Annotated in this window: 11 protein-coding genes; 6 read left to right on the top strand and 5 right to left on the bottom strand. The window is 55.8% G+C overall.

Annotated features, from left to right (window positions below; all coding sequences use genetic code 11):
• Positions 1-5 precede the first annotated feature (5 nt).
• The 4 genes from hslV to K8I84_RS15385 all read right to left on the bottom strand — a co-directional run bounded on the left by hslV (position 6) and on the right by K8I84_RS15385 (position 5,330).
• Entirely contained in the window at positions 6-536 is a 531-nt protein-coding gene (gene hslV, locus K8I84_RS15400; RefSeq protein WP_223795670.1) for an ATP-dependent protease subunit HslV, read from the bottom strand.
• Positions 537-680: 144 nt separating this feature from the next.
• The gene (locus tag K8I84_RS15395; protein WP_317848223.1) at positions 681-1,187 is read right to left on the bottom strand and encodes an SPOR domain-containing protein; all 507 of its coding nucleotides are present in this window, start codon (positions 1,185-1,187) and stop codon (positions 681-683) included.
• Between the two features lie 150 nt (positions 1,188-1,337).
• A complete protein-coding gene (argS, locus tag K8I84_RS15390; RefSeq protein WP_223795668.1) occupies positions 1,338-3,023 on the bottom strand; it encodes an arginine--tRNA ligase in 1,686 nt (561 codons plus the stop codon).
• A 132-nt stretch (positions 3,024-3,155) separates the two neighbouring features.
• On the bottom strand, positions 3,156-5,330 hold the full coding sequence (locus K8I84_RS15385; RefSeq protein WP_223795667.1) for a primosomal protein N': 2,175 nt from the start codon (positions 5,328-5,330) through the stop codon (positions 3,156-3,158).
• Between the two features lie 255 nt (positions 5,331-5,585).
• Here K8I84_RS15385 and rpmE point away from each other — a divergent pair, with 255 nt between their 5' ends.
• Together rpmE and K8I84_RS15375 are read left to right on the top strand one after the other, a co-directional pair.
• Positions 5,586-5,807: a 50S ribosomal protein L31 gene (gene rpmE, locus K8I84_RS15380; RefSeq protein WP_223795666.1), complete on the top strand. Its 222-nt coding sequence runs from the start codon at positions 5,586-5,588 to the stop codon at positions 5,805-5,807.
• A 221-nt stretch (positions 5,808-6,028) separates the two neighbouring features.
• Positions 6,029-7,294 (top strand): malic enzyme-like NAD(P)-binding protein, encoded by a 1,266-nt coding sequence (locus K8I84_RS15375; RefSeq protein WP_223795665.1) that lies wholly within the window; start codon positions 6,029-6,031, stop codon positions 7,292-7,294.
• A gap of 74 nt (positions 7,295-7,368) precedes the next feature.
• Here the strand turns inward: K8I84_RS15375 and K8I84_RS15370 are convergent, their stop codons facing one another.
• Entirely contained in the window at positions 7,369-9,903 is a 2,535-nt protein-coding gene (locus K8I84_RS15370) for a penicillin-binding protein 1A (protein ID WP_223795664.1), read from the bottom strand.
• Between the two features lie 193 nt (positions 9,904-10,096).
• Between K8I84_RS15370 and K8I84_RS15365 the strand changes: the two genes are divergently transcribed.
• Genes K8I84_RS15365 through K8I84_RS15350 form a run of 4 tightly spaced genes read left to right on the top strand, consistent with a single transcriptional unit; the run spans position 10,097 to position 12,886 of the window.
• Positions 10,097-11,161 (top strand): pilus assembly protein PilM, encoded by a 1,065-nt coding sequence (locus K8I84_RS15365; RefSeq protein WP_223795663.1) that lies wholly within the window; start codon positions 10,097-10,099, stop codon positions 11,159-11,161.
• Positions 11,161-11,724 (top strand): PilN domain-containing protein, encoded by a 564-nt coding sequence (locus K8I84_RS15360; RefSeq protein WP_223795662.1) that lies wholly within the window; start codon positions 11,161-11,163, stop codon positions 11,722-11,724. Before K8I84_RS15365 ends, K8I84_RS15360 begins: the two co-directional genes overlap by 1 nt.
• Positions 11,724-12,335, top strand: coding sequence for a type 4a pilus biogenesis protein PilO (locus tag K8I84_RS15355; RefSeq protein WP_223795661.1), 612 nt, complete (start codon positions 11,724-11,726; stop codon positions 12,333-12,335). The genes K8I84_RS15360 and K8I84_RS15355 overlap by 1 nt, the downstream gene beginning before the upstream one ends.
• A 2-nt stretch (positions 12,336-12,337) precedes the next feature.
• Positions 12,338-12,886, top strand: coding sequence for a pilus assembly protein PilP (locus K8I84_RS15350; RefSeq protein WP_223795660.1), 549 nt, complete (start codon positions 12,338-12,340; stop codon positions 12,884-12,886).
• Positions 12,887-12,929 lie beyond the last annotated feature (43 nt).

The raw sequence follows: 12,929 nt of genomic DNA, 5'->3' as shown, positions 1-12,929 counted from the left end.
CCGGATCAGTCGTTAGTAGGCAGCACTTCGAGGGTGCGATTGTGGTTGGTGTAAACACAGATATCCGCCGCAATGTTCAGGCCTTTCTCGACGATCTCATGGGCTGGCAAATCGGTGTTTTCCAGAAGCGCCCGGGCGGATGCCTGGGCGTAGGGGCCGCCGGAGCCAATGGCAATCAGGCCCTGTTCGGGCTCGATGACATCTCCGTTCCCGGTAATGATGAGGGAGGCCGTCTCATCAGCGACTGCCAGCAGGGCTTCCAGGCGACGCAGTGCCCGGTCCGTTCGCCAGTCTTTGGCCAGTTCAACGGCGGCTCGGGTGAGATTGCCTTGATGCTTTTCCAGCTGGGCTTCGAAGCGTTCGAAGAGCGTAAATGCATCAGCGGTGCCACCGGCAAATCCGGCAAGCACCTTTCCGTTGTAGAGTCGACGGACCTTGCGTGCGTTTCCTTTCATGACGGTATTGCCCAGTGAGACCTGGCCATCGCCTCCCATGGCAACTTCGTCATCACGTCGGACCGAAAGTATGGTAGTCATTTGGGCTCCAATTGCCTGATTAAAATCGGTATCAAGGCACTATGGAGGCAGGCGGGAAGAATTCAAGTGGGTATCGGGCCACCGGCTCTGGCGTTCACTGCCTGTGGCCCGACAGGCTCGCAGCCATCCCTGGCGAGTGTTAGGTCAGCCCTTTTTCGGGATCTTGCGAACCAGCGGTTCTATGTTGATGGATACCAGCTTGTCGATGGCTGAGTTCATCTGGCTGCGAGAGACAAAGGGGCCCACATTGACCCGGTACCAGGTTGAGCCGTTGTCCAGATCAATACGCTGAACCTGAGCACGCAGGCCCTGGAAAGCAATCTGGGCTCGCTGGCGCTCCGCATCGGCCTTGCTGCGGAATGAGCCGGATTGCACCAGGTAGTCGAAGTCCTGCTTGGCCGGGCCGGGAGTGTATTCCTCCACCTTTGGGGGAACGACTTCCGATTCCGGCAGCATTTCATAGAAGCGAAACCCGGGCTTCTTCTCTTCTTCTACCTTGGCCGTGTTCTGGGGCGGCGTGACCACCTTGGTGGCGGGTTGCTCTGCCTGCTGGGGAACGTTGTTCGCAGATTGGCCGGACGGCAAAGAGTTCAGGTAGACGATGAATCCGATAAACCCGCCGACTGCGGCCAGGGACAGAATCCACTTCACAGACAATCCCCCTCTCTGGTTTTTGGTTGGCGCCGCGGCCCTCGGCTGCTTTTTAGTCTGGCGCGAGGGCTTGGCGGGTTTCTTTTTTGGCGTTGCTGAGGGCGATGCCGTCCGGTACTTCCGGGCATAATCTCTTGCCATGGCAAATAGTTACATCTCTTCTGGTGCGCTTACGCCAAGCAGGTCTAGGCCATTGGCAATGACCTGGCGGATGGCCAGGTACAGACTAACACGGGCGTCCCTGAGCGCCGAGTCTTCTACCAGAACTTTGTGAGCGTTGTAGTAAGTGTGGAACTGTCCCGCCAGGTCACGCAGGTAGTGCGTCAGGTGATGGGGTTCCCGCTGGGCGGCGGAATTGGCAATCAGTTCCGGTAACTTGGCCAGCTGATTGGCCAGTTCTTTCTCTTCGTCCAGAGTCAGCAGTGACAGGTCACCAACGCATTCGTTACGTCCGCGCTCAACGCCTTCGTCCGCCAGTTTACGCAGGACACTGCAGATCCGAGCGTGGGCATACTGGATGTAGTAGACCGGGTTCTCGTTGGTCTGGGACCGGGCCAGGTCAATGTCGAAGGTCAGCTGCGAATCCACACGGCGGGCCGCCAGGAAGAAACGGGTCGCATCCCGGCCTACTTCGTCAATCAGATCGCGTACGGTCACGTAGCTTCCAGCACGCTTGGAAATTTTTACTTCCTGGCCGGAGCGGGTGACCATCACCATCTGGTGCAGGACGTAATCCGGCCATCCTTGCGGGATGTCGGCTTTCAGGGCCTGAAGCCCGGCCCGCACTCGGGTCACGGTCGAATGGTGGTCGGCCCCCTGTTCGTTGATGACGGTGCTGAAACCGCGCTGCCACTTATCCAGATGGTATGCCACGTCTGGCAGGAAGTAGGTGTAGCCGCCGTCCTTCTTGCGCATGACACGGTCTTTGTCATCACCGAATTCGGTGGTTTTCAGCCAGATGGCGCCTTCGCTTTCGTAGGTGTATCCGTTCTCGTTCAGGCGCTCGACGGCTGCTTCCACTTTGCCGTCCTTATACAGGGATGACTCGAGGAAATAGACATCGAAGTGGACTCCGAAAGCCTTCAGGTCGAGATCCTGCTCACGGCGCAGGTAGGCAACGGCAAAGTCCCGAATGGCATCGAGGTCTTCCGGATCGGCCTTGCCGATCACATGACGATCGTCGGCATCGATTTTCTCACCAGCGAGGTAGGATTTGGCCACGTCGATAATGTAGTCGCCCCGGTAGCCGTCAGCGGGCCAGCTTTCGTGTTCCGGCGTCAGGCCTTTTACCCGGGCCTGAACGGACAGCGCCAGGTTATTGATCTGGGCACCGGCGTCGTTGTAATAGAACTCGCGGGTGACGTCGTAGCCATTGGCTTCCAACAGCCGGCACAGGCAGTCGCCGATGGCGGCACCGCGACCATGGCCAACGTGCAGAGGCCCCGTCGGGTTGGCAGAGACAAATTCCACCTGAACTTTCTCGCCTTTGCCGTGTTCGTTTCGGCCAAACTGTTCCGCCCGCTCCAGAATGGTGCCGACAATTTCAAACGCGCTGGCGGTACTCATGAAAAAGTTGATGAAGCCTGGTCCAGCAATCTCCACCTTTTCAACCGCTGAACTGTCAGGCAATCGTGCCACCAGTTCCTCGGCGAGTTTTCGTGGCGGACAACCTGCAGCCTTCGCGGCGACCAGTGCAATGTTGCAGGCGTAGTCACCGTGGGATTTGTCCTTGGTGTTGCCTACTTGCGGGGTAAAGGTCTGGTCGGCTGGCAGAGTGCCTTCAGACTGAAGCGCGGCCAGTGCGGACTGGAGCAGATCGGAAACGGTCTCTTTCATGCTGTCGGATGACTCGGTTGGCTGGAAACGTGAAAAAACGAGGCCGGATGGCCGATGACGAATATAAGGGGAGCATTATCCCGGAAAGGGCGGGGCGACTCAAATAGTGGAAAGCCTTAGGGGCGGATGGGCTTAGCCCGTCTCCAGCGGGTCCACGTCAATCATCCAGCGGACCTTTCCGCGGGTAGCAGCCAGGTCAAGGTGGTGGCAAATTTGTCTTAGCAGATGGTTCAAAGATTTCCGGGTGCCTGAATTGATAATCAGCTGGGCCCGATGGCGATCCGCTCGGCGTGCGATAAGGGCGGGCAATGGTCCCCAGGTTTCGATGCCGGGCCTCTGGGTCATAGGTTTGACCGAGTCCAGGAACTGCAAGCTTTGCTCCATGGTGTTGCCTTCGGCTCGAAGGATGGCCATCGCTCGAAAAGGGGGGAGCAGACCGGACTCCCGTTCGGCCAGCAGTTGATCGGTGATTTCCAGGTAGTTGCCCCGGCACAGTGCTTTCAGCAAGGGGTGGTCGCTATGGCATGTCTGGATCAGTACTTCGCCTGGTTTTGCGCCTCGGCCTGCTCGTCCGCTCACTTGTAGAAGGGTCTGGATCAGCTGCTCGGGGGCGCGAAAGTCCACACTGAAAAGCCCGCCATCGGCATTTACAACAACGACCAGTGTCACGTTCGGAAAGTCATGGCCTTTTGCCAGCATCTGGGTTCCGACAAGAATGCAGGGTTCGCCCTTGTTCACCTGTTTCAGGATCGCCTGGATACTGCCTTTTCGCTGAGTGCTGTCCCGATCCACGCGAACCACCGGGGTATCCGGAAACGCCTCACCGAGTATGTCTTCCGTCCGCTCGGTGCCTTGCCCCACGGGTTTAAAGGCCTCGCTCTGGCACTCCGGACAGGCTTCGGTTGCCGCCGTCTGGTAATCACAGTGGTGGCAGCGCATGGCGCGGTCGCGTCGATGGTAGGTCAGGCGGGTGTCGCAGCGAGGGCATTCGACGGTGTGTCCACAATCGAAGCACATCATCACTGGCGCAAACCCCCGGCGATTGACGAAAACCAGTGCCTGTTCTCCTTTGTTCAGCGCTTGCTGGATGGCTGAGATAGCCGGGCGAGAGAGGCCTCCTTCGAGAGGCCGGCTGCGTATGTCGAGCAGGCTCAGTGAGGGTGGCGCAGCGTTTTTTGCCCGTTCCTCAAGCCGCACCAGTTTGTATTTTCCCTGCTTTGCATTGTTCAGGGATTCGAGGGAGGGCGTGGCGGAGCCAAGAATAATCGGGCAATGGTTCAGGTGCGCTCGGTAGACGGCCACGTCCCGGGCCGAGTAGCGGAAGCCGTCGCCCTGTTTGTAGGAACTGTCGTGTTCCTCATCGACAATGATTGCACTGAGTTGCGTGAAAGGAAGAAGGGCGGCCGATCGGGTGCCTATCAGTATGATCGGCTCACCGTTTCTTATTTTAAGCCAGGTCTCAAGGCGCTCCCTGTCGTTCAGCGCGGAATGCCACACAGCAATGCGGGCGCCAAAGTAACGCTGGAAACGGGCGACCGTCTGGGGGGTAAGATTGATTTCCGGAACGAGAACCAGTGCTTGCTTGTCCCTTGCCAGGTTTTTCTTCAGGTAATCGAGGTAGATTTCCGTTTTACCGCTGCCGGTGATGCCGAATAGCAGGCAGGGGTTAAACCCGTTCTCGCCTTCAACTAGCTGTTCAGCTGCATTTTCCTGCGCAGGCGACAGCGTTGGTCCTGTGGTGACGTCCGAATCTGCCGTATGGGAGGCGGGTTCCGGTTTCCGTATTAGTGATTCGGCCAGTCCCTTGCCGGCGAGGCTCTTCAGTTGCTGTTGTGTGTAGCCAGATTTGGTGATGGCGCTCGTTGCCAGCCCTTCAGGGTGCTCCTGCAACAAGGTGAGAAGTGCCTTTTGTTTGTGCGCATTTGCTGGCAGTTCCGGGGAAGCGGACGTTGCGCGCCAGCAAATCTCGGGTTTTTCCTCGGCAGGTTGACCCCGTCGAAGGGCTGGCGGCAAGGCGGTAAACAGGCATTCGCCCAGTGGATGCTGGTAGTAATCGCTGGCCCAGCTTAATAGGCGGAAAGTTTCCGCTGGAAGGGCTGGCCAGTCCTCCAATGCGTACGATACGGGCTTCAAAGTTATGCCCGCAGGAGGTTTGGATCCCGTTTCCACAACAATGCCAGTGATCTTTTGGCGACCGAAAGGTACGTGAACTCTCTGTCCCGGTTGCAGTTGGAGTTCCACCGGAACGGTGTAGTCGAATAATTGGCGAATTGGGCGGTTCAGGGCAATGCGTGCGGTGGATGACACTCGATCTTCCCGTAGGTTGTGGTATTTGCGTACGCTTGAGAACTGCCGTGTGGTGCGCAAAACCACCGTTGAACGGCGCTCAGAGCCCCGGGCTGCTTGCCTGAAGGGGGGATTGCAAGTAAGATGCGCGGTCTGTTCGGACAGGGCACGATTTTGCCCTGTCTTTTACATTGGTTCAAACATGCGGTGCCTGACGCTCTGGTCTGTTATTAGTAGACGGCGATTGGGTAGCGGCATGACCTAAAGAGGTTCGCCATGAAAGAAGGTATTCACCCAAAGTATGAAGACGTTACCGCTACCTGCTCTTGCGGTAATGTAATCAAGACCCGCTCTACTGTTGGTCATGACCTGCAGCTGGACGTTTGTTCTCAGTGTCATCCGTTCTACACTGGCAAGCAGAAGGTTATGGACACCGGCGGTCGTATCGATCGGTTCCAGAAGCGTTTTGGTGGTCGTATCGGCGGCAAGAAAGCCTGATAGCACCAACGCTTACGAAAAGCGCCCCGCGGGGCGCTTTTTTTGTGCCTGACAGGAGTGTGTGCCGTGATTCTGGGTAGGTAGTAGTAACTATTGAGGCCTCACAAAACTCTACTGCGAGACTTGTTGTTTATCAGGCAGCGGGCCATAATGGCGCGCTCCGGAGGGTGGAGTCCCTGCGGTTAATGACCTAATTAAACGTGACAAACGGAACAGTGGCAATGTCTCAAGATCTGAAAGAAGCGGCCCTTGAATACCACGCCAAGCCGCGGGCAGGTAAGCTGAGTGTTGAAATCACCAAGCCAACCAAAACGTCCCGTGATCTGTCGTTGGCGTATAGCCCCGGGGTTGCCGAACCGGTCCGCGAGATCGCAAAAGACCCGGAGAATGCATACAAATATACCGCCAAGGGCAACCTGGTGGCCGTAATCTCTGATGGCTCGGCGATTCTTGGTCTGGGTAACCTGGGTCCTCTGGCGAGTAAGCCAGTCATGGAAGGCAAAGGCGTACTGTTCAAGCGCTTTGCTGGTATCGATGTATTTGATATTGAGGTGAACTCCGAAAGTCCTCAGGCATTTATCGAAACGGTTGAGCGTATCGCGGATACCTTCGGTGGTATCAACCTGGAAGATATCAAGGCACCTGAGTGCTTCGAGGTTGAGCGTGCTCTGATTGAAAAGTGCAGTGTGCCTATTTTTCACGATGATCAGCATGGTACAGCCATCGTTACGGCTGCTGGCATGATTAACGCGCTCGAGCTTCAGGGAAAGAAGATTGATGAGGCCAAGGTCGTTTGTCTGGGTGCCGGCGCGGCGGCGATTGCCTGTATGAAGCTGCTGATCAGCTGCGGTGTCCGCTCTGAAAATATCTACATGCTGGATCGGAAGGGTGTGATTCACTCAGGTCGTGATGATCTGAATCAGTATAAGGCGATGTTCGCTAACGAAACGGACAAGCGCACTCTGGATGATGCCATCGACGGCGCAGATGTATTCCTCGGCTTGTCCGGTCCGGACCTGCTGACGGCTGACCAGCTCAAGAAAATGGCGCCAAACCCCATCGTTTTCGCATGTTCCAATCCGGATCCCGAGATCAGTCCGGAAGTGGCTTTGGCCGCCCGCGACGATTTAATCATGGCGACTGGTCGGTCGGATTACCCGAACCAAGTGAATAATGTTCTTGGCTTCCCCTTCATCTTCCGTGGTGCGCTTGATGTGCGTGCTACCGCAATCAATGAAGAAATGAAGGTTGCAGCAGTGCACGCTATCCGTGAGCTGGCCAAAGAGCCCGTGCCTCAGGAAATCTGTGAAGCCTATGGTGTCGACAGCTTCGAGTTTGGCAAGGAATACATCATTCCTAAGCCAATGGATGTTCGCCTGCTGGAAGTTGTTCCTGCGGCCGTCGCTCGCGCTGCGGTAGACTCCGGTGTGGCACGTCATCCATACCCGGCTCATTACCCGCTGAAATCCATGGACGACATCATTTAAGTCGTTTCTGGGAAATAAAAAACCGGCGGAATTCCCGCCGGTTTTTTTATGGCTGCGCTTCGTGGTGTGACTGCCTAGAAGATCTGCCGGGACAGGTCTTCGCTGTCACCGTTGCCGCTCGTAGAGTTTTCTTCGGCGGTAATGGGCGCAGGCGCGTCCTCCTCGCGAAACAGTTCGAACACGCCTTCTTCACCTGGACGGGCCCGCTTGCCTGTTTCCGGGTTGATCCGGATGTTAACAATCCCGTTCGGGCGGGGCATGGTGGCCGCGGGCATGCCATCAAGTGCGACTTTCATGTAATCGATCCAGATAGGCAGTGCGGTGCTTGCGCCGAACTCGCGTCTTCCCAGTGGTGCTGGTTGGTCGAAGCCCACCCAGGCCGTGGTGGCGATCTTGTTGTTGAAACCTCCGAACCAGGTGTCCTTCTGTTCGTTAGTGGTCCCGGTTTTGCCCGCAATGTCTGAACGTCCCAGTGCCAGGGCTCGTCTACCGGTACCCATGCGAATGACGTCCTGCATCATCGAGTGCAGGATGTAGACGGATCTTTCATCGGCCAGGCGCATCATATAGCGCGTGTCCGGGCTTTCAATTTTGCCGCCCTCTTCCTTTGCCGTTGGTTCGTCTTTCGGTGCGGTGCTTTCTGTTAGATTCCCTTCTGTGTTCTCGGTGATCGCAATGAGAGGTTCCGGGTTTTCAGGCTGTTCGGTTTGTTGCTTTATGCAGGCCTCATCGCATAAGACCGTTTCAGGTGCGTTATAGAGGGTGTCTCCGTTGGCATCTTCGATCCGTTCGATGAGGTAGGGGGAGACATCAAAGCCGCCGTTGGCGATAACGGCAAAACCCCGGGCCAGTTCCATCGGTGACAGTTGACCGCTGCCGAGCGAGAGCGACAGGTTCTCCGGCATGTTATCGGCAGGGATCTTCAGTTGCCTGAGGTAGTCCAGGGTGTTTTCGATGCCAACATCTCTCAACAGGCGGATCGATACGATATTTCGGGAGCGGTAGAGGGCTTCCCTCAGGCGTGTCGGGCCATAAAACTGCCCTGAAGAGTTTTGTGGGCGCCAGGCTGTTTCCAGTTCGTCGTCTTCAAAGACAATGGGGGCGTCATTGTAAACGGTGGCGGGCGTTATTCCGTTCTCCAGGGCAGTCAAGTACAGGAACGGCTTGAACGTGGAGCCGGGCTGCCGCTTCGCCTGGGTCGCGCGATTGTACTTGCTCTGCCGGAAGCTGTAGCCGCCCGCAAGCGCCTCGATGGCTCCGGTTTGAGCGTTCAGGGAGATCAGGGCGCCCTCGACCCGGGGTACCTGTGCCAGCGATACCGAAGGAAGGGTCGGGGTCTCCCTGTTCTCTGGCTCTTCGCTGCGGTGGTGGACGTAGATTACATCGCCAGTGGCCAGCACATCCGAAGGTTTCTCCGGGCTGGGTCCGCGCAGGTCTTCGGTTTTGAAGCGCTGTGCCCAGGTCATGGTTTCAAAGGGCATGATGGCGTCGCCGATACCCCGGGCGTGTACTTTGGCTTGCAGGTTCTCGTCGTTCACCTCTGTGACCAATGCTGGAATCAGTGAAGCGACGTAGGGGTAGTTCAAGACAAGGTCGGACGCTTCCTGACTGTCGAGGGTTTCCTGGTCGATCTGCCCTATGGGGCCCCGGAAGCCGTGGCGGCGGTCATAGGCTTCAAGGCCGGCGCGCAGGGCGTTGGTGGCTGTCTGCTGGTTGTTGCTGTCCACCGTGAGTGTCACTACATAGCCGTCGGTGTAGGCGTCTTCACCGTAGCGACGAACCAGTTCGGATCTCGCCATTTCGGCCACGTAATCGGCGTCGACCTCGACATCGGTGGCGTTGTAGCTGGCGGTTAGAGGTGCAGAGGTGGCGAGCTCATGGGCGTCTTCGGTGATGTATCCGAGATCGCGCATGCGGCCAATGATCCAGTTGCGGCGAATAAGCGCCCGCTCTGGGTTCGCCAGGGGGTTAAAGGCGGAGGGGGCCTTGGGAAGGCCTGCCAGCATCGCCATCTGGGCAAGTGACAGCTCGTTGATGGGTTTGTCGTAATACACCTGGGCTGCCGCTGCAATACCGTAGGCGCGGTTGCCCAAATAGATCTTGTTCAGGTACAGCTCGAGAATCTGATTTTTAGTCAGCTCGCGTTCGATCTGAAGAGCAAGGAGTATCTCGTTGAACTTACGGATAAATGTTCGATCCCGTGACAGGAAGTAATTTTTTGCAACCTGCATGGTGATGGTGCTACCGCCGGACTGGATGGATCCGGTAGATATCAGTTCGATGGCAGCCCGCGCCAAGCCTTTGATGTCCACACCGAAGTGCTCGTAAAAACGTGCGTCCTCCGCGGCCATAAAGGCTTGTAACTGAATTGTTGGGATCTGTTCGATTGTGATAGGTGCCCTTCTCTTTTCCCCGAATTCTGCTATTAATCTGCTGTCTTTGCTGTAGATCCGAAGTGGTGTTTGCAACTTGATATCAAGAAGTTGTTCCACGGCCGGGAGTCCGGGGCGGAGATAAAGGTAGAAGCCTGAGGTTACGATGATGGCGACACTCAGTCCGGTGAAAAATAACCAGGCTAAAACACGAGATGTACGCAGCAAATGTGACATTTTTTTCTGACAACTGTTGGATATAGGGCTATTATTTGAGAAATTGCTTTAGGTTATGAAGGTTACCTTCGCTGGTGCAATGCTTCTCATTTAAGGAAGGCCATTGTAGACGGAAAACAAAAGAAATTCTCTTAAATAAAAAACACATAAATAACGACACCGGTGTTGTCTGACCAGGTATTAAGGTGAGCGCGTGTTCGGATTGTTTGGAAAGAAATCCAGTGCAGTGCTGGGCATGGACGTTAGTTCAAGTTCAGTCAAGCTTTTGGAACTGTCAAAGCAGGGCGACCGATTCAAGGTCGAAAGTTATGCGGTGGAGCCGTTACCGGCGAACGCCGTGGTCGAAAAGAATGTCACTGACGTTGAGGCCGTCGGCGAAGCGTTGAACAAGGTGGCGTCAAAGTCGCGCACCGGAGTGAAGCAGGTTGCAGTAGCGGTATCCGGTTCTGCGGTGATCACCAAGATCATCCAGATGGACGCCGGGCTTAACGAATTTGAAATGGAAGATCAGATCGCCCTCGAGGCCGATCAGTACATTCCTTATCCCCTCGATGAAGTTGCCATCGATTTCGAAGTTCAAGGGGCTTCCGAAACCAACCCCGACCAGGTCGATGTGCTTCTGGCGGCGTGCCGGAAAGAAAACGTCGATATTCGTGAGGATGCGCTGGAAATTGCAGGTCTTTCCACCAAGGTGGTGGACGTTGAGGCCTACGCACTTGAGCGCGCTTATTCGTTACTTGAACCACAACTCGATTCCCAGGGCGAAGAGCTGGTTGTTGCGATCGTTGATATAGGCGCGACGATGACAACCCTCAGTGTTCTCGCTGGCGGCAAGACCGTTTACACGCGAGAGCAGATTTTCGGTGGTAAGCAGTTGACCGAAGAGATTCAGCGTCGATACGGCCTTTCCCAGGAAGAGGCCGGCCTGGCTAAGAAGCAGGGCGGATTGCCGGATGACTATGAGTCTGAAGTGCTCAGCCCGTTCCGTGAAGCCGTTGTGCAACAGGTGGCCCGGGCGCTGCAGTTCTTCTTTGGCGCCAGTCAATACAATGCGGTCGACTATGTGATTCTGGCAGGTGGTACTGCCTCTATACAGGGGCTGACAGAAATGGTCGAAGAAAAAACAGCAACGCCTACGTTGGTCGCAAACCCCTTTGCGGATATGGCGGTGGGCTCCAAGGTTAATGCGTCCACCCTCGGTAACGATGCCCCCTCACTGATGATTGCCTGCGGTTTGGCAATGAGGAGCTTCGACTGATGGCAAGGATAAACCTCCGGCCCTGGCGTGAAGAACTCAGGGCAGAAAAGCAGAAACAGTTCGTCGTCATGATCTTCGGTGCCGCTGTTATCGCGGCAGGCCTCGCGTTTTTGTGGGTATCCGATGTGGATGGTCGAATCGCCCATCAGCAGTCACGTAACGCCTATATCGAAACTGCGATGCAACAGCTCGATAAGCAGATCAAGGAAATCGAGGACCTCAAGCGAAAGCGCGATGAATTGCTGGCTCGTATGCAGGTGATTCAGGATCTTCAGGGGAAACGCCCGGTTATCGTCCGTGTCTTTGATGAAATGGTCAGAACATTGCCGGATGGCCTTTTTTACACCGAGTTGGAGAAGACCGGCGACACGGTTGAAATCGTAGGCATGGCCGAGTCCAACGGCCGGATTTCATCTTTGATGCGCCGTTTTGAAGAGTCGGACTGGTTCGCGGATCCGAGACTTTCCAACGTCTTGGAAGCAGACAGCAAGAAAGCCGGGTACAGTCAGTTTAACCTGTCGGTGAAACAAAAGACGCCGGAGCCCGAAGGGGAGGAGAAGTAATGAGCCTCGCGGACTCAATGAAAAGTTTGAACGAGTTGGATCTGAATGATCTCGACTTCAATAACGCTGGTATTTGGCCTGCACCGGTCAAGTTTATTTTTGCTCTGATCGTGTTTGGCCTGATTCTGGGAGGCGGTTACTGGTTCTTCGTGAAGGACAAGTACGCGCAGCTGGAGAGGGTGGAGCAAAAGGAGCAGGAGCTACGGCAGCAATACGAACAGAAGGCCTATCGCGTCGCCAATCTGGAGGTGTTCAAGGCCCAGATGGCGGAGATGGAAGAGACCTTTGGCGCTTTGGTTCGGCAGTTGCCGAGTGAGACGGAGGTCCCGGGTTTGCTGGAAGACATCACCAATACGGCGCTGGGCAGCGGGTTGGCTTTACGGGAAGTAGAGCTGCAACCAGAGCAGCAGCGGGATTTCTATGCTGAGTTGCCGATCGACATTCGTGTATCGGGCACTTATCACGAGCTTGCGTCTTTCGTGAGCAGTGTTGCGAGTCTGCCGCGCATCGTGACCTTGCACGACTTAACTATCAAACCAACTAGCGAAGATGCCGAGCAGCTTGATATGCAGGTTGTTGCGCGCACTTATCGCTACCGGGCTGGAGAATGAGCATGGCAGTAAAGCATGCAGGAAAAGCCTGGCTGGGTGTATGCCTGGTATCTCTGATGACGGCGTGCACGCAAGGCAGTGGTTTCTCCGATCTAGACAAATTCATGGCGGATACCCGGGCAAAGCCCCGCGGGCACGTTGAGCCGCTTCCCGAGTTCAAGGCTTATGAGGCTTTTACTTATTCCGCCGCGGATCGACGGGCACCTTTTGAGGCTCCCATTGATGTGCAGCTCACCATGGCAGAACAGCAGCCCGATAGTCAGGTCGAGCCTGATCTGGATCGGCCTAAAGAAGTGCTGGAAACCTTTGACCTGAAAGAGCTTGCTATGGTCGGTACTCTGCGAGGGACCTCTGGCTCTCTGTATGCCCTGATAAGGGACGACGCAGGAGGTATCCATCGTGTTCGGACCGGCAATTATATGGGGCAGAATTACGGGCGGATTGTTGGCTTGAATGAAACCCGGGTCGAGTTGCTCGAAATCGTTCCGAATGGTCAGGGTGGTTGGATAGAACGTCCGCGCTCCATGACATTGGACGGAGAGGAAGGCTAGGGAGCGGCATAATGATAATCGTAAGAAAAATGCATGAACAAAA

This window comes from Marinobacter sp. F4216 (assembly GCF_019931195.1).
Classification (GTDB): Bacteria; Pseudomonadota; Gammaproteobacteria; order Pseudomonadales; family Oleiphilaceae; genus Marinobacter; species Marinobacter suaedae.
This window is presented reverse-complemented; position numbering and strand designations above follow the sequence as displayed.

Bases quoted from the DNA above. Each gene is read 5' to 3' on its own strand.
- K8I84_RS15350 (WP_223795660.1), top strand. From the start codon at position 12,338: ATGGCAGTAAAGCATGCAGGAAAAGCCTGGCTGGGTGTATGCCTGGTA.
- rpmE (WP_223795666.1), top strand. From the start codon at position 5,586: ATGAAAGAAGGTATTCACCCAAAGTATGAAGACGTTACCGCTACCTGC.
- hslV (WP_223795670.1), bottom strand. From the start codon at position 536: ATGACTACCATACTTTCGGTCCGACGTGATGACGAAGTTGCCATGGGA.
- argS (WP_223795668.1), bottom strand. From the start codon at position 3,023: ATGAAAGAGACCGTTTCCGATCTGCTCCAGTCCGCACTGGCCGCGCTT.
- K8I84_RS15375 (WP_223795665.1), top strand. From the start codon at position 6,029: ATGTCTCAAGATCTGAAAGAAGCGGCCCTTGAATACCACGCCAAGCCG.
- K8I84_RS15370 (WP_223795664.1), bottom strand. From the start codon at position 9,903: ATGTCACATTTGCTGCGTACATCTCGTGTTTTAGCCTGGTTATTTTTC.
- K8I84_RS15360 (WP_223795662.1), top strand. From the start codon at position 11,161: ATGGCAAGGATAAACCTCCGGCCCTGGCGTGAAGAACTCAGGGCAGAA.
- K8I84_RS15355 (WP_223795661.1), top strand. From the start codon at position 11,724: ATGAGCCTCGCGGACTCAATGAAAAGTTTGAACGAGTTGGATCTGAAT.